Origin of the sequence: Streptomyces avermitilis MA-4680 = NBRC 14893, assembly GCF_000009765.2 — a bacterium.
GTDB lineage: Bacteria > Actinomycetota > Actinomycetes > Streptomycetales > Streptomycetaceae > Streptomyces > Streptomyces avermitilis.
In genome coordinates this window covers 6,824,268-6,840,672 of the sequence record NC_003155.5, presented here as the reverse complement: position 1 = coordinate 6,840,672, position 16,405 = coordinate 6,824,268, and the positions used below count along the sequence as shown (strand labels likewise).

Here is a 16,405-nt window from a genome sequence, read left to right as displayed (position 1 = left end):
CACCCCCGCACAAGGGTGCCGCCCCTTCGTCTTGCACGCCGGAGCCGTCGCCGTGTCGGTGAGGGTCAGGTGACCGACAAGGGCTCCGGAGCCTTTACCGGTGGTCGCTTCCCGCCGACTGCGAGGCCGCGCGCCCCGCCTCCAGGCGGGCCACCGGAATCCGGAACGGCGAGCAGGACACGTAGTCGAGGCCGACCTCGTGGAAGAAGTGGACCGACTCCGGGTCGCCGCCGTGCTCGCCGCACACGCCCAGCTTCAGGTCGGGCCGCGTCGCCCGGCCCGCGACCGCCGCGTCGCGGACCAGCTTGCCCACGCCGTCCTTGTCGATCGTCTCGAACGGGGAGACACCGAAGATGCCCTTCTCCAGGTACGCGGTGAAGAAGGAGGCCTCCACGTCGTCCCGGCTGAAGCCCCACACCGTCTGCGTCAGGTCGTTCGTGCCGAAGGAGAAGAACTCGGCCGCCTCGGCGATCTGACCGGCCGTGAGCGCGGCGCGCGGCAGCTCGATCATCGTGCCGATGGCCAGCTTCAGCTCCGTACCCGTCGCCGCCTGCACCTCCGCGATGACCTGGTCCGCCTCGTCGCGCACGATCTCCAGCTCCTGGACCGTGCCCACCAGCGGGATCATGATCTCGGCCCGCGGGTCGCCCTTCGCGGCCTTCCGCTCCGCCGCCGCCTCCGCGATCGCCCGCACCTGCATGGTGAACAGGCCGGGGATGACCAGGCCGAGACGGACACCGCGCAGGCCCAGCATCGGGTTCTGCTCGTGCAGCCGGTGCACCGCCTGGAGCAGGCGCAGGTCGTTCTCGTTGGAGTCCTTGCGGGACTCGGCGAGCGCGACACGGACCGACAGCTCCGTGATGTCCGGCAGGAACTCGTGCAGCGGCGGGTCCAGGAGCCGGACCGTCACCGGCAGGCCGTCCATCGCCTCGAACAGCTCGATGAAGTCCTTCTTCTGGAGCGGGAGCAGTTCCTTGAGGGACTCCTCGCGCTCCGCGTCCGTGTCGGCGAGGATCAGGCGCTCGACCAGCTCCCGGCGGTCGCCCAGGAACATGTGCTCCGTGCGGCACAGGCCGATGCCCTGCGCCCCGAAGCGGCGCGCCCGCAGCGCGTCCTCCGCGTTGTCCGCGTTCGCCCGCACCCGCAGCCGGCGCTTGCGGTCCGCGAACGCCATGATCCGGTGCACCGCCGCCACCAGCTCGTCGGCGTCGTCGGCACCCGCGTGCATCCGGCCCTCGAAGTACTCCACCACGGGGGAGGGCACGACCGGCACCTCACCCAGGTACACCTTGCCGCTCGAACCGTCGATGGAGACGACGTCGCCCTCCTCGACCACGACACCGCCGGGAGCCGTCATCCGGCGCCGCTTCGTGTCGACCTCGAGCTCCTCCGCACCGCACACACAGGTCTTGCCCATGCCCCGGGCCACGACGGCCGCGTGCGACGTCTTGCCGCCGCGCGAGGTCAGGATGCCCTCCGCCGCGATCATGCCGTCCAGGTCGTCCGGGTTCGTCTCCCGGCGGATCAGGATGACCTTCTCGCCCGAACGCGACCACTTGATCGCCGTGTACGAGTCGAAGACCGCCTTGCCGACCGCGGCGCCCGGCGACGCCGCGATGCCCCGGCCGATCTGCTCGACCTTCGCCTGGTCGTCGAAGCGCGGGAACATCAGCTGCGCGAGCTGGGCGCCGTTGACCCGCTGGAGCGCCTCCGCCTCGTCGATCAGGCCCTGGTCCACCAGCTGCGTCGCGATCCGGAAGGCCGCGCCCGCCGTGCGCTTGCCGACGCGGGTCTGGAGCATCCACAGCTGGCCGCGCTCGATGGTGAACTCGATGTCGCAGAGGTCCTTGTAGTGGTTCTCCAAGGTCGCCATGATCTGCATCAGCTGGTCGTACGACTTCTTGTCGATCTGCTCCAGCTCGGCGAGCGGGACCGTGTTGCGGATGCCCGCGACCACGTCCTCGCCCTGGGCGTTCTGGAGGTAGTCGCCGTAGACGCCCTGGTGGCCGGAGGCGGGGTCCCGGGTGAAGGCCACACCCGTGCCCGAGTCGGGGCCCAGGTTGCCGAAGACCATCGAACAGACGTTGACCGCCGTGCCGAGGTCGTGCGGGATGCGCTCCTGACGGCGGTAGAGCTTGGCGCGGTCGGTGTTCCAGGAGTCGAAGACCGCGTGGATGGCGAGGTCCATCTGCTCGCGCGCGTCCTGCGGGAAGTCCCGGCCCGCCTCGGTCTTGACGATCTTCTTGAACTTGGTGACGAGCCTCTTGAGGTCGGCCGCCTCGAGGTCCGTGTCGATCGTGACCTTCTTGGCCGCCTTCGCCGCCTCCAGCGCGTCCTCGAAGAGTTCGCCGTCGACGCCGAGGACCGTCTTGCCGAACATCTGGATGAGGCGGCGGTACGAGTCCCACGCGAAGCGGTCGTCGCCGGCCTGCTTGGCCAGGCCCTGCACCGACTTGTCGGAGAGGCCGATGTTCAGGACCGTGTCCATCATGCCCGGCATGGAGAACTTCGCACCGGAACGGACGGACACCAGGAGCGGGTCGTCGGCCTGGCCGAGCTTCTTGCCCATCTTCGCCTCGAGGGCGTCGAGGTGCGCACTCACCTCGTCACGCAGTGCCGCCGGCTCCTCGCCACTGTCGAGGTAGGTCTTGCACGCCTCAGTGGTGATCGTGAAGCCCGGAGGGACGGGAAGGCCCAGGTTGGTCATCTCGGCGAGGTTCGCACCCTTGCCGCCGAGGAGGTCCTTGAGGTCCTTGTTGCCCTCGGTGAAGTCATAAACGAACTTCACGCCCGCGACGCCGCTCTCGGCTACGTCAGCTACCTGGGGATCTTTGTTTTCCGACACGGGTCTCGACTCCTCGAGGACGCGGTGGCTGCCCTGACGGCGAGGAACATACCCAGATCGAAGGCACCTGGGTACGTCCACTTGCGCGTCATGCGCCTGTAACCACTCGTCCGCCACCAGATCGAAAGTCAAGGATCTGCCGCGAACTTCCCGTCGATGCGTTCACTTCTTGAACGAATCAACGCCCGTAGACTGCGAGTATTCGCTCACATGAGCGCCCATCTCTTCGTCTGAGTTAAGATCATGAATGATCGAGCAGTGGCACTGAGTGCCACCCCTCCGAGAAGTACAGTCAGCCAAGAACCGCTCATCTGAGCGCAACCCCTATCAAGGGTGGCAAGAATCACGCCGTTTGAGGCGGCGCGATTTCACCATGCGGACCGGTTCACGGACGGAAACACGCCCGTCATACGCCCCCGAGTCCCCCCGCGGAGGCCGGTCACACGCCCAGCGCGAGCAGCCGCTCCTCGACCCGCTCCGGCGCGTACAAGTGCTCCACGACCAGCGCGCCCGCCCCGATCAGCCCCGCCCGGTCCCCCAGCCGGGAGGTCACCACGTCCAGATGAGCGGTGGAGCGCGGCAGAGCCCGCTGGTACAGCAGTTCCCGTACGCCCGTGAGGAAGGGTGTTCCGGCCAAATCCCCGGCGATCATCAGGACCCCGGGATTCAGCAGCGTCACGACGGTCGCGAGAACGTCGCCGACCCGGCGCCCGGCCTCCCGGGCGAGCGCCACCGCCTCGGGATGCCCGGCGGTCAGCAGCTCGCGCACATCCGAGCCCGACGCGGCCGGCACCCCCGCCTCGGCCAGCCGCGCGGCGACGGCGCCCCCGCTCGCGACGGCGGCCAGGCAGCCGTAAGAACCGCACCGGCACAGCGCGTCGGTGCCCTCGGGCACCCGGATGTGGCCGATGTCCCCGGCGCCGCCGTCGATGCCCCGGTAGATGGTGCCGCCGACGACCACGCCCGCGCCGATCCCGGTGGAGACCTTGACCAGCGCGAACGCCGAGCAGTCCGGGTAGGCGGTGCGCTGTTCCCCGTACGCCATCAGGTTGGCGTCGTTGTCGACCAGGACGGGGACGTCCGCCCGGCCGTGCGCGTGCTCGGCGAAGGCCCGGCCCAGGCGGCCCCTTATGTCGTAGCCGTCCCAGCCCGGCATGATCGGCGGCTGGACGACCCGGCCCGTGTCGCGGTCGACCGGTCCGGGGACCGCGAGCCCGATGCCGCACACCTCGTCCGCCGGCCGGCCCGCCTTCCGCAGCAGCTCGGCGAACCAGTGGCCGAGCTCGCCGAGCACGGCGTCCGGGCCGTCGCCCAGGACCAGGAGCCCGGCCTGCTCGGCCAGGATCTCGCCGGTGAGGGAGAGGACCGCGGCGCGGGCGTGGCGGGTGTCGAGGTCGGCGGTCAGGACGACCGCGTGGGCGTCGTCGAACTCCAGAGTGATCGAGGGGCGGCCGCCGAGCGGGGAGTCCACCGGTCCGCCCGCGCCCTCGCGCAGCCAGCCCGCCCGGAAGAGGCGGTCCAGGCGCTGGCCGACCGTGGCCCGCGACAGGCCCGTGGCCTGCTGGAGCGCACCACGGGTCGTGGCACGACCGCTGCGCACCAGTTCGAGCAGATCCCCGGCGCTGGCCTGATTGCCCACTCGTCCGGCCCTTCCGTTCATGCACACCCTCTTGCGTTCACCAACTCTGCATTACATATTGAGTTTTGCGTGTTAAATAGACGTAACCCTACGGTAGCTACTGCCGAACCGCCTGGCCGGACGTCTTCGGGGAGACCTGAGTGGACCGCACAACCCAACTCACCGCCCGCCGTACGGACCTCACGGGTCCCGGGCGCACCTCCGGCCCACCCCCCGCACCCGGTGCGGGTGAGATCGTCCGGTCCGAGCCCGATGTATACGATCCGGCCTCAGCCGTGCGGACGGCAGGACAGGCGCGGACCGCCGGACCGGTGCGGTCGGCGGCTTCGCTGCACCTCAGGGCGGCCCGGGTGCTGGAGGACAACTGGACGGGCGCGTCCACCGTGCCCTCGCGCGGCCTGTACCCGCACCAGTGGTCATGGGACTCGGCGTTCATCTCGATCGGCCTGCGCCATCTGTCTCCCCTGCGGGCGCAGACGGAGCTGGACACGCTGCTCGGCGCCCAGTGGGGCGACGGCCGGATCCCGCACATCGTCTTCAACCCCTCCGTGCCGCTGGACGCGTACTTCCCGAGCCCCGACTTCTGGCGTTCCTCGACCGCGGGGCGCGCCGCGGGCGCCCCGCGCACCGTACAGACCTCGGGCATCGTGCAGCCACCGGTGCACGCGCTCGCGGCCTGGCTGGTGCACCTGTCCGACCCCGGGCTGTCCCGGTCGCGCGGCTTCCTGTCCCGGGTATACCCGCACCTCGCGGCCTGGCACCGCTATCTGCTGCACCGGCGTGACCTGGGCGGCGGCGGGCTCGTGTCGGTGGTCCACCCCTGGGAGCAGGGCATGGACAACAGCCCGACCTGGGACGAGCCGCTCTCGCGCGTCACCCCGGCCCCGGCCCGCTCCTTCCGCCGCGCCGACCTCGACCACGGCGCCGCCGAGGACCGGCCGACGGATCTGGACTACGGGCGGTATGTGCGCCTGGCCACCGACTACCGCGACGGGGAGTACGCCGACGGGCGCGGGGAGTTCGCGGTCGAGGACCCCGCGTTCAACGCGCTGCTGATCGCGTCGGAGCACGCGCTGGCCCGCATAGCCTGCGAGCTGGGGGCGGCCGGCACGGCTCGTCACACGCGGGCGGAGCGCCTGACGGCGGCCCTGGTGGACCGGCTGTGGGACCCGGCGGAGGGGATGTTCTTCTGCCGGGACGTGCGCACCGGCGACCTCGTTCCCGAACGAAGCGTCGCCGGGCTGATCCCGCTGCTGCTGCCCGCCCTCCCCCGCGACATCGCCGCCGCCCTCGTAGGTACCGCCTGCGGGCCGCACTTCGGTCTCGGTGACACCACCCGGCTCGTGCCCAGTTACGACCTCACCGGTGAGGCCTTCGATCCGCACCGGTACTGGCGCGGGCCCGCCTGGTTCAACACCAACTGGCTGCTGGAGCGCGGGCTGCGGCTGCACGGGGAGCGGGGGCGGGCCGACGCGCTGCGGGACGCGGCGCTGCGGACCGCCGACGCGTCCGGGTTCGCCGAGTACGTGGACCCGTACACCGGTGAGGCGTGCGGGGCGCTCGGCTTCAGCTGGACCGCCGCGCTCGCGCTCGATCTGCTGCACGAGCCGCACGAGCCCGACGAGCCCCTCGGACACGACGTGTCCCCCATGGGCATCGGCACGTTTCGGCACGAGTGACATGAATGACATGAGGGGCATGAGGGACATGAAGGACATGGGAGGGGACCGGGGATGACGGACCGGCATCATCTGCTCGTGCACGGCGGGACGTTCGCCGCAGTGGGCGACGGCGGGGACATCAGCGGGGTGCGGGGCGGCGGTTCCGGTTCACCGGACGGGTTGTTCGTCCGGGACGCCCGGCACCTCAGCCGCTGGCAGCTCACCGTCGACGGCGCGGTGCCCGAGGCGCTCTCGCCGGTCAGGGCCGGGGACACGGCCCGCTGCGTGCTCGTACCGCGCGGTGGCCGTCAGGAGCCGCCCGCGTACACCTTCTTCCGAGAACAGGCCGTCACCGAGGGCGCGTTCGTCGAGTCGCTGCGCGTCACCAGCAACCGCCCGGCGCCGACGACGGTCCGTATCGCGGTCACCGCGGACGCCGACTTCACCGACCAGTTCGAGCTGCGGTCCGACCACCGCACGTACAGCAAGGCCGGCGCGGTGCGCTCCCGCCAGGTCCTCGACGACGGCGTGGAGTTCAGCTATCAGCGCGGCGAGTGGCGGTCCGGTACGAGGGTCACCTCCGAGCCCGCCCCCGACGGCGTGGAGGAGACGGGCACGGGCGCCCGTCGCCTCGTCTGGACGCTGGACCTCGAACCGCACGGTTCCGCGGAGCTGTCGCTGCGGGTCGCCGCCCGTCCGCACGGCGCGGCGCACCCGGCGGAGGTGCCGGCCTCGCCCGCCGACGCCAGTGCCCGGCTCCTCGCGCTGGAAGGGGAGTTCCTGGGCGGCGTGCCCTTCCCGACGGGCTGGCCGGAGCTGGCCGCGGCCTGTGCGCGCGGCCTGTCCGACCTCGCCGCGCTCCAGGTCCCGGCGACGGGCCCGGACGGTGAGGAGCTGCGCGTCCCCGCGGCCGGCGCCCCCTGGTTCCTCACGCTGCTGGGCCGCGACGCGCTGCTCACCTCCCTCTTCGCACTCCCCTACCGGCCGCAGCTCGCCGCCGCCACGCTGCCCGCGCTCGCCGCGACGCAGGCGACCGAGGTCGGCGTGGGATCGGTGGCCCAGCCCGGCAAGATCGTGCACGAGGTGCGGCACGGGGAGCTGGCGCACTTCGGGCAGGTGCCGTTCGGGCGCTACTACGGCTCGGTGGACGCCACTCCGCTGTTCCTCGTCCTGCTCGGCGCGTACGTCGAACAGACCGGTGACGTGGCACTCGCCCGCCGCCTCGAGCCCAACGCCCGCGCGGCGGTCGGCTGGATGCTCGACCACGGCGGGCTCACCTCCCGCGGCTATCTCGTCTACCGCGCCGACGGGGGCGGCCTCGCCAACCAGAACTGGAAGGACTCCCCCGGCGCGATCTGTTCCGCCGACGGCAGCCGGGCCACCGGCGCGGTGACCGCGGCGGGTGCGCAGGGGTACGCGTACGACGCGCTGCGCCGCACCGCCCAGCTGGCGCGCACTGTGTGGGGCGACGAGGTGTACGCGGCGCTGCTCGAACAGGCGGCCGGGGATCTGCGCGACCGCTTCCAGCGGGACTTCTGGATGCCCGAACAGGGTTTCCCCGCGCTGGCGTTGGACGGCGAGGGCCGCCAGGTGGACGCGCTCGCCTCGGACGCGGGGCATCTGCTCTGGTCCGGGCTGCTGGACAAGGAGTACGGCGAAATGGTCGGCCGGCGTCTGCTGGAACCGGACTTCTTCTCGGGCTGGGGGGTGCGGACGCTGGCCGCGGACCAGGCGGCGTACCACCCGTTGTCGTACCACCGGGGTTCGGTGTGGCCGCACGACAACGCGCTGATCACGCTGGGGCTCGCGCGGTACGGGCTGCACGACGAGGCCCGTACGGTCGCCCACGCGCTGGTCGACGCGGCGACGGCGGCGGGCCACCGGCTTCCCGAGGTCCTCGCCGGGTACGGGCGCGACACGCATGCGGAGCCGGTGCCGTACCCGCACGCGTGCGTGCGGGAGTCACGGTCGGCGGCAGCGCCGTTGGCGCTGCTCACGGCGGTCGGGGGCGCGTAGCGCCGGACCGGCGGGCGGAGCCGGTCGGGTGCCGGTCCGGTCGCCGGTCCGGGTGGTTGACGAGGCGTTTGCCGGGTGTTTGCCGAGTGGTGGCCGGAGGGGGTTGAACGCACCTCTTCGGCCTGCCGTACGGGATGACGGCGGGTCCAGCCTCCCCAGCGTGAGCCGCCGCTCCATCTCGGGCTTCGCATGGAAGGACCCTCGGGTTGCCTCTCTTCACGCGCTCCAATCAGACACCGGACAGGGCCGGGGCAGCCACGGACGAGGGTCTGCCGTCGGCGGACGCCGAGGATGCGACGCCGGAGGAACCGGCGGCACCGCCGTCCGACGCCACCGCCGGGAAGCCCGAGCCCGAGCCGGAGGGCGCGGGGGCCGTGGCACAGGCTGCCCCGCGCACCCGCCGAGCCCGACTCCGTGCCCGCCACCCCGTAGCCGCCCGCGTTCTCTCCTGGGCCGTGACCCTGCTCGCCGGTGCGCTGGTAGTCGTCGCGCTGCTGCTGCCCAACAAGCCCGCCGACTTCCGGCCCTCCGAGTTCGCCCGTATCCCGGTGGAGGCGTTGCTCGGGGCCGCCGTGCTCATCGCGCTGCCGCGCAGGCCGCGGCTGTTCGCGGCGGTGCTCGGCGGGCTGAGCCTCGGCGTGCTCACCCTGCTGAACCTCCTCGACATCGGCTTCAACGAATTCCTCGGCCGCGGCTTCAACGTCGTACTCGACTGGTCCCTCCTCGGCGACGCCCAGTCGTACCTCAAGGACTCGGCCGGCGAGGCGGGCGCGCTCGGCGCCACGGTCGCCGTCGTCGTCCTCGTGCTCGCCGTGCCGGCCGTGATGGCGTGGGCGGTCGTCAGGCTCGGCAACCTCATGGCCCGGCACACCGCCATCACCACCCGGGCCACCCTGGTCCTCAGCACGGTCTGGATGACCTGCGCGAGCCTCAGCCTTCAGGTGGGCGGCGTGCCGATCGCCTCCGAGCACACCGCCGCCGTCGTCCGGGACCGCGCGGCGCGGGTGAAGGCGACCATCAGGGACGAGCGCGGGTTCGCCAGGGAGGCCAAGGCCGACACCTTCGGCAATACCCCCGGCAGCGAGCTGGTGCCCGATCTGCGCGGCAAGGACATCATGTTCACGTTCATCGAGAGCTACGGCCGCAGTGCCGTCGAGGACCCGATCATGTCGCCCGGCGTCGACGCCACCCTCGACGCCAAGACCAAGGAACTGGCCAAGGCCGGCTTCCACGCCAAGAGCGGCTGGCTGACGTCGGCCACGTACGGCGGCAGCAGCTGGCTGGGCCACTCCACCTTCCTGTCCGGCCTGTGGATCGACAACCAGAACCGCTACCGCACCGTCACCGCGGGCGACCACCTCACCCTCACCAGCGCCTTCAAGAAGACCGGCGACTGGCGCACGGTCGGCATCATGCCGGGTGTCCAGAAGGGCTGGCCGGAGGCGAAGTTCTACGGCCTCGACCATCTCTACGACGCCCATCACCTCGGCTACCAGGGCCCGAAGTTCAGCTGGTCGACGATGCCCGACCAGTACACGCTGGCCGCGTTCCAGCGCCTGGAGCACGGCAGGAAGCACGACAAGCCGCTGATGTCGGAGATCATCCTGACCTCCAGCCACCAGCCGTGGGCGCCCATCCCGAAGACGATTCCCGAGGACCAGGTCGGCGACGGCTCCGTCTACGACGCCGTCGAGAAGGCCGGCAAGAAGCCCGCGGACGTCTTCTACAACTCCACGAAGGTGAAGCAGGAGTACGGCAAGTCCATCCAGTACTCGGTGACCAGCCTCATCGACTACGTGGTGAAGTACGGCAACAAGAACACCGTGCTCGTCTTCCTCGGCGACCACCAGCCGATGGCCCGGGTCAGCGGCGACAAGGCCAGCCGGGACGTGCCGGTCGCGATCGTCGCCCACGACCCGAAGGTGCTGGACAAGATCACCGACTGGGGCTACTCCGACGGGCTGCGGCCCGCGCACGACGCCCCGGTCTGGAAGATGAGCTCCTTCCGCGACCGCTTCCTGACGGCGTACGGCTCCACCCCGCGCCCCTCGAAGGGCTGATCAGCCTCCGGAGGTGTCCAGCTCCGCGTCCTCGCTGATCCCCGCGCAGTCGTACGGGTCCTTCAGCCAGCCGTCCGGCAGCACCACCCGGTTGTTGCCGGACGTGCGGCCGCGGGGCCCGTCGGCGCCCAGGGGCCAGGCCTGGTCGAGGTCCAGCTCGGCGAGACCGTCGGAGAGTTCGACGAGCGAGGAGGTGATCGCGAGCCGCTTGCGCATCTCGGAGCCGACCGCGAAGCCCTTCAGGTACCAGGCCACGTGCTTGCGGAAGTCGATGACCCCACGCGCCTCGTCGCCGATCCACTCGCCGAGCAGGGTGGCGTGCCGGACCATGACGTCCGCGACCGCACGGAGCGTGGGGCGCGCACTGTCGTCCGTTCGCCCCTCGAAGGCCGCCACCAGGTCGCTGAACAGCCACGGCCGCCCCAGGCACCCGCGCCCGACCACGACTCCGTCACACCCGGTCTCACGCACCATCCGCACCGCGTCCTCGGCCGACCAGATGTCGCCGTTGCCGAGGACCGGGATCTCCGGCACATGCTCCTTGAGGCGCGCGATGGCGTCCCAGTCGGCCGTGCCGCCATAGTGCTGCGCGGCGGTGCGGCCGTGCAGGGCGATCGCGGTGACGCCCTCCTCGACGGCGATGCGTCCGGCGTCCAGATACGTGATGTGGTCGTCGTCGATGCCCTTGCGCATCTTCATGGTGACGGGGAGGTTCCCGGCCCCGCTGACGGCCTCCCGGAGGATCGCCCGCAGCAGGTTCCGCTTGTACGGAAGCGCGGACCCGCCGCCCTTCCTGGTCACCTTGGGCACCGGGCAGCCGAAGTTCAGGTCGATGTGGTCGGCGAGGCCCTCCTCCGCGATCATGCGGACGGCCTTGCCGACGGTCGCCGGGTCCACGCCGTACAGCTGGATCGAGCGCGGCTTCTCGGTCGCGTCGAAGTGGATCAGCTGCATGGTCTTCTCGTTGCGCTCGACCAGCGCCCGCGTGGTGATCATCTCGCTGACGAACAGGCCCTTGCCGCCATCGGCCGCGCCCTTGGGGGGCCGGCCCCCGGACTCCCAGCCATGGCCTTCGGCGAACCCCCGGCACAGGGTGCGGAAGGGCGCGTTCGTGATCCCGGCCATGGGGGCGAGGACGACGGGCGGCTGGACGGTGTGCGGACCGATCTGCAACGGGGAGACCATCGTGGCTGCGGGCGTGGACATTCCTCCATTGTCACGTACGACGACGCGTGCTCGGCACGAGTGGACGAAGCGTGCTCGGCACGAGATCACGACGCGTGCTCGGCACGAGATCACGTAAGCCGCGAGGCGCCCGGCAATGACCATGTATCACTCATTAGTTAGGCGCACTATCGAAGTCGTCGTACGATGGAGCAATGCCCGAGCTCAGTCCCCGCCGGCGTCTGCTGGTACTCGCGATCTGCTGCCTCAGCCTGCTGATCGTGAGCCTCGACAACACCGTCCTGAACGTCGCGCTGCCCTCGATGCAGAAGGAACTGCACGCCAGCGTGGCCGGCCTCCAGTGGACGATCGACGCGTACACGCTGGTCCTGGCCTCGCTGCTGATGCTGGCGGGCTCGACCGCGGACCGCATCGGACGGCGCCGGGTCTTCCGGACGGGACTCGTGCTCTTCACCATCGGCTCGGTGCTCTGCTCCCTCGCCCCGAACCTCGAGTCGCTCGTCGCCTTCCGCATGGTGCAGGCGGTCGGCGGTTCGATGCTCAACCCGGTCGCGATGTCGATCATCACCAACACCTTCACGGAGCCGCGCGAGCGCGCCCGTGCGATCGGCGTCTGGGGCGGCGTCGTCGGCATATCGATGGCCGCGGGACCGATCGTCGGCGGCCTGCTCGTGGACTCGGTCGGCTGGCGCTCGATCTTCTGGATCAACCTGCCGGTGGGCCTGGTCGCGCTCCTGCTCACCTGGCGCTACGTCCCCGAGTCCCGTGCCCCCAAGGCCCGCCGCCCCGACCCGGTCGGCCAGCTCCTGGTCATCGCCCTGCTCGGCTCCCTGACCTACGCGATCATCGAGGCGCCCAGCTCCGGCGCCGCCGAGATCCTCGCCTTCGGCGGCACCGCGCTCGCCGCGCTGATCGCCCTCCTGTGGTACGAGCCCCGGCGCGCCGAACCCCTCATCGACCTGCGCTTCTTCCGCTCCGTCCCGTTCAGCGGGGCGACGGTGGTCGCGATCAGCGCGTTCGCGGCGCTCAGCGGCTTCCTCTTCCTCTCCACGCTGTACCTCCAGAACGTGCGCGGTCTGTCCGCGCTGCACGCCGGCCTGTGGATGCTCCCCATGGCGGTCATGTGCTTCGTCTGCGCACCGCTGTCGGGCCGCCTCGTCGGCAGCCGCGGCCCGCGCTTCTCCCTCCTGACGGCCGGGATCGCGATGACCGCGAGCGGGGTGCTCTTCGCCGCGTTCGAGGCGGAGACCTCCGACGTCACGCTGGTGATCGGCTACGTCCTCTTCGGCGTCGGCTTCGGCTTCGTGAACGCCCCCATCACCAACACCGCCGTCTCCGGCATGCCGCGTGCCCAGGCCGGGGTCGCCGCCGCGATCGCCTCGACCAGCCGTCAGATCGGCGGCACGCTCGGCGTCGCCGTGGTCGGCGCGGTGCTGGCGTCGGGGGTGCGGACGGGCCCGTACCGACAGGTCTTCGAGTCGGCGGCCCGGCCCGGCTGGTGGATCATCGCGGGCTGCGGTCTGTCGGTACTCGTCCTCGGCGCACTGTCGAGCGGCGCCTGGGCCAGGGCCACGGCCCGCCGCACGGCACAACGCCTGGAGTCGACGGAGGTACGGGACGAGGCGGGGGTGAACGCGTGAGCGCGGCTCAGCCCTCCCGGGCCACCGCGATCTCCTGAAGCTTCTCCAGCCCCCGGCGCGACTCCTCGTCGGCGGGGGCGTAGGTCACCATGCGCGGGCCGTTGTGCGGACCCAGCCACAGGTCCGTGTGGTTCAGCGAGAGCAGCCCGACGTGGGCGTTGCGGAACTGCTTGAGCTTGCTGCGCGCGCTCACCACCTCGTGCCGCTCCCAGGCCTCCCGGAACTCCGGGGACTCGCCGCTCAGCCGCTTGAGCAGCATCTTCCAGGCGGGCTCGGCGAGATGGTCGGCCATGGAGGCGCGGAACTTGGCGGCCATGAGCCGCATCGTGTCGTCCAGTCGGACGATGGACGCCTGCCAGTCCGCGTTCGTGTAGCACAGCAGCATGCAGTTGCGGTCCACCGGCGCGATGGCGTCGAGGTCGCACAGCAGCAGCCCGTAGGTCCGGTTGTAGGCGAGGATGTCGTACCGGCTGTTCTGGATGCACGCCGGAATCGGCTCCAGCTGTTCCAGCAGGGCACGCTGGGCGTCGGTGACCGACGGGCAGTTCGCGCCGGGCTCGGGGTCGGCCGTGCCGGCCAGGTTGAACAGGTGGGCGCGCTCGCTGGAGTCGAGGAGCAGGGTGCGGGCCAGCGCGTCGAGCACCTGCACCGAGACCTGGATGTCCCGGGCCTGTTCCAGCCAGGTGTACCAGGTGACGCCGACCGCGGAGAGCTGCGCGACCTCCTCCCGGCGCAGACCCGGGGTGCGCCGCCGACGGCCCCGGGGCAGGCCGACCTGCTCGGGGGTGATGTGCTCGCGCCGGTGGCGCAGGAAGGCGGCCAGTTCATGCCGCCGGATCGCCGCCTCCCGCGTGTGCTGTGCCCGCGGGGTGTCCTGCGTCGCGCGGGCCCGCTCCTCGGCCGCCCGCACCGCCGTCGCCTGCACCGCCGTCGCCCGCACCGCCGTCTCCCGCACCATGGTCGCCATGCCTCCAGCCTGCCGCCCGCCGGACCCTGTTTCCAGGTAGTCCTTCTACCAGGATAAGGAGACTCTGGTACCAGCCTGAGAGTGGGCAGAGGCTGATGAACGTGACCGAAACTCTCACCTCACCCACCACTCGCTCCCCGGTGGCACCGCCCGTGCTCGGCGGACTCGGACTCTTCACGGTGCTGCTCGGTGCGGCACTGCCCCTCATCGACTTCTTCATCGTCAACGTGGCCCTGCCGACCATCGGCCGCGACCTGCACGCGAGCGAGACCGTCCTCGAACTCGTCGTAGCCGGGTACGGAGTCTCGTACGCCGTTCTGCTGGTCCTCGGCGGCCGGCTCGGCGACCTCTTCGGGCGCCGTGAGTTCTTCCTCGGCGGCATGGCGGCGTTCGGTCTGACCTCGCTGGCGTGCGGCCTCGCGCCGAGCGCGTGGACCCTCGTCGCGGCGCGTGTCGCCCAGGGCGCGGCGGCCGCGGCGATGCTGCCGCAGGTGCTCGCCACCATCCAGTCCGCGACCGAGGGGCCGCGCCGCGCCAAGGCCATGGGCCTGTACGGCGCGACCGCCGGGCTGTCCATGGTGGCGGGCCAGATCCTCGGCGGCGTCCTCGTGGCCGCGGACATCGCGGGCACCGGCTGGCGCTCCGTGTTCCTGGTGAACGTGCCGGTGGTGGTCGTCGGTCTGTTCCTGGCCGCCCGTGCCGTCCCGGAGACCCGCTCGCAGCGCCCGGAGCCGGTGGACGGCCCGGGCACGGTGCTCCTGGCCGTGTCGCTGCTGACCCTGCTGGTGCCGCTGACCGAGGGCCGGGCGGCGGGCTGGCCGCTGTGGACCTGGCCGGCGCTGGCCGCGTTCCCGTTCGCGGCGTGGGCGTTCTACGCGGTGGAGCGCCGGGCGGACCGGCAGGGGCGTACGCCGCTCGTCCCGCCGAGCCTGTTCGCCCTGACGTCTCTGCGGCGCGGTCTGGTGATGATCGTGCCGTTCTCCATCGGCTTCAGCGGGTTCATGTTCGTGATCGCGGTGGCGTTGCAGCGTGGCGCCGGACTGGGTCCGGTCCCGGCTGGGCTCGCCCTCGCGCCGATGGCGGTGGTGTTCTTCGCCGTCTCGCTGTGCGGGCCGCGGCTGGTGGCCCGGTACGGCACCCGGGTGGTGACCGCGGGCGGCCTGATCCAGGCGGTCGGGGTGACCCTGATCGTCCTGGCCGCCCTGCGGTCCTGGCCGGACCTGGGCGTGCTGGAGCTGCTGCCGGGTGCGGCGGTGGCGGGCGCGGGCCAGGCGCTCCAGCTGCCCGTCCTCTTCCGGATCATCCTGTCCGAGGTGCCGCCGACCCGGGCGGGCGTGGGCGGCGGCGTGATGATCACCACCCAGCAGTCGGGGCTGGCGCTGGGCGTGGCGACGCTCGGCTCGCTCTTCCTGGCCCTGGTGCCCGGCTGGGGCATGCGGGACGCGCTGGTGACGACGCTCCTGGTCCAGCTGGCCGGGGTGGCACTGACGACGGCGCTGAGCCTGCGTCTGCCGCGCTCGATCAGCTAGCGCGGCCTCGGGCCACCAACTCCCTCACCTCCGGGACGACTTCCCGCGCGAACCGCGGGGGTGAGTTCGGCGAGCGGCTCGGCCGGTACCGGTCCCGGCAGGTTGTAGAGGCGACGCACCGCCCGTGGATCCCGTCCCGCGGCGATGGCCGCTTCGTCCACGATCCGCTGCCCCACGGCGAGTTCGGCGGGCGGCACCCGGGTGGCGCTGGGCAGCCATCCGTCGGCGGTGCGCCCGATGAGCCGGAGCATGCGGGGGCCCAGGGCGCCGACCCAGATCCCGAGGGGATGCGCGGCGGGCGGTCCGGGCCGGGCCCCGTCGAGCCGGTAGTGCGTTCCGTCGACGGTCGCGCCGGCGCCCCCGCTCGCCCACAGGGCGCGGATCACGTCGATCGCCTCGGCCAGCGCCTCGACCGCCTCGCCGGGGGTACGCCGGGGCTGTCCCTCACCGGCGATGGCGTCCCAGTAACCCCCGGCGCCGAGCCCCAGCTCCACCCGGCCGCCGCTGAGGACGTCGAGCGCGGCGGCGGCGCGGGCGAGGCCGGCCGGGGGCCGCAGCGGCAGATTGGCGACGTTCGGGAAGACCCGTACGCGTTCGGTGTGCGCCGCGATGACGGACAACAGGGTCCAGGCGTCCAGGAAGTCCGGCCGGTACGGATGGTCGGGGACGCTGACGAGGTCGAGTCCCGAGCGGTCGGCGAGCCGCGCCGACTCCAGCACCGCGCGCGGGTTCTGGGCGTCGGGGGTGAGGACGGCGCCGAAGAGGAGGTCGTGACCGTAGTCGGGCATGGGAGGTCCTTGCGCCGGCCGGGATCGGGCGGTCGAGCCGCCCCATGTCGGGTCGCCACGAAATCATTACATGAC

General features: G+C 71.7%; 10 protein-coding genes. 5 read left to right on the top strand and 5 right to left on the bottom strand.

The genetic code is table 11. The annotated features are described in order from the left end of the window. Window positions 1–94: 94 nt before the first annotated feature. Together ppdK and SAVERM_RS29165 are read right to left on the bottom strand one after the other, a co-directional pair. Window positions 95–2,845, bottom strand: coding sequence for a pyruvate, phosphate dikinase (gene ppdK / locus SAVERM_RS29170; RefSeq protein ID WP_010987056.1), 2,751 nt, complete (start codon window positions 2,843–2,845; stop codon window positions 95–97). Between the two features lie 439 nt (window positions 2,846–3,284). Continuing rightward, entirely contained in the window at window positions 3,285–4,505 is a 1,221-nt protein-coding gene (locus SAVERM_RS29165) for an ROK family protein (protein ID WP_171033157.1), read from the bottom strand. Window positions 4,506–4,624: 119 nt separating this feature from the next. Between SAVERM_RS29165 and SAVERM_RS29160 the strand changes: the two genes are divergently transcribed. From SAVERM_RS29160 to SAVERM_RS29150, 3 genes are all read left to right on the top strand, one after another. Then, entirely contained in the window at window positions 4,625–6,163 is a 1,539-nt protein-coding gene (locus tag SAVERM_RS29160) for an MGH1-like glycoside hydrolase domain-containing protein (protein WP_010987054.1), read from the top strand. A gap of 54 nt (window positions 6,164–6,217) precedes the next feature. Then, window positions 6,218–8,161: an amylo-alpha-1,6-glucosidase gene (locus SAVERM_RS29155; protein WP_010987053.1), complete on the top strand. Its 1,944-nt coding sequence runs from the start codon at window positions 6,218–6,220 to the stop codon at window positions 8,159–8,161. A gap of 206 nt (window positions 8,162–8,367) precedes the next feature. Beyond that, window positions 8,368–10,221 carry an alkaline phosphatase family protein gene (locus tag SAVERM_RS29150; RefSeq protein ID WP_237528908.1) on the top strand — a complete coding sequence of 618 codons (1,854 nt, stop codon included), beginning with the start codon at window positions 8,368–8,370 and terminating at the stop codon, window positions 10,219–10,221. On the opposite strand, the gene dusB is transcribed toward SAVERM_RS29150, so the two are convergent. Beyond that, a complete protein-coding gene (gene dusB, locus SAVERM_RS29145; protein ID WP_010987051.1) occupies window positions 10,222–11,427 on the bottom strand; it encodes a tRNA dihydrouridine synthase DusB in 1,206 nt (401 codons plus the stop codon). It abuts the gene before it with no gap. Between the two features lie 173 nt (window positions 11,428–11,600). Between dusB and SAVERM_RS29140 the strand changes: the two genes are divergently transcribed. Then, window positions 11,601–13,046, top strand: coding sequence for an MFS transporter (locus SAVERM_RS29140; protein ID WP_010987050.1), 1,446 nt, complete (start codon window positions 11,601–11,603; stop codon window positions 13,044–13,046). Window positions 13,047–13,053: 7 nt separating this feature from the next. Here SAVERM_RS29140 and SAVERM_RS29135 read toward each other — a convergent pair whose 3' ends face one another. Further along, window positions 13,054–14,013 carry a helix-turn-helix transcriptional regulator gene (locus tag SAVERM_RS29135; protein WP_237528906.1) on the bottom strand — a complete coding sequence of 320 codons (960 nt, stop codon included), beginning with the start codon at window positions 14,011–14,013 and terminating at the stop codon, window positions 13,054–13,056. A gap of 101 nt (window positions 14,014–14,114) precedes the next feature. Between SAVERM_RS29135 and SAVERM_RS29130 the strand changes: the two genes are divergently transcribed. Next, window positions 14,115–15,542, top strand: a complete 1,428-nt coding sequence (locus SAVERM_RS29130) for an MFS transporter (RefSeq protein WP_010987048.1) — start codon at window positions 14,115–14,117, stop codon at window positions 15,540–15,542. Here the strand turns inward: SAVERM_RS29130 and SAVERM_RS29125 are convergent. Then, window positions 15,539–16,330, bottom strand: a complete 792-nt coding sequence (locus SAVERM_RS29125; RefSeq protein ID WP_010987047.1) for an LLM class flavin-dependent oxidoreductase — start codon at window positions 16,328–16,330, stop codon at window positions 15,539–15,541. The two genes, SAVERM_RS29130 and SAVERM_RS29125, sit on opposite strands and share 4 nt — an antisense overlap. Between the last annotated feature and the right edge of the window lie 75 nt (window positions 16,331–16,405).

What these genes read in the sequence shown, in the direction of transcription:
- SAVERM_RS29165 (WP_171033157.1), bottom strand. Translation starts at nt 4,505, where the DNA reads ATGAACGGAAGGGCCGGACGAGTGGGCAATCAGGCCAGCGCCGGGGAT.
- SAVERM_RS29155 (WP_010987053.1), top strand. Translation starts at nt 6,218, where the DNA reads ATGACGGACCGGCATCATCTGCTCGTGCACGGCGGGACGTTCGCCGCA.
- dusB (WP_010987051.1), bottom strand. Translation starts at nt 11,427, where the DNA reads ATGTCCACGCCCGCAGCCACGATGGTCTCCCCGTTGCAGATCGGTCCG.
- SAVERM_RS29140 (WP_010987050.1), top strand. Translation starts at nt 11,601, where the DNA reads ATGCCCGAGCTCAGTCCCCGCCGGCGTCTGCTGGTACTCGCGATCTGC.
- SAVERM_RS29135 (WP_237528906.1), bottom strand. Translation starts at nt 14,013, where the DNA reads ATGGCGACCATGGTGCGGGAGACGGCGGTGCGGGCGACGGCGGTGCAG.
- SAVERM_RS29125 (WP_010987047.1), bottom strand. Translation starts at nt 16,330, where the DNA reads ATGCCCGACTACGGTCACGACCTCCTCTTCGGCGCCGTCCTCACCCCC.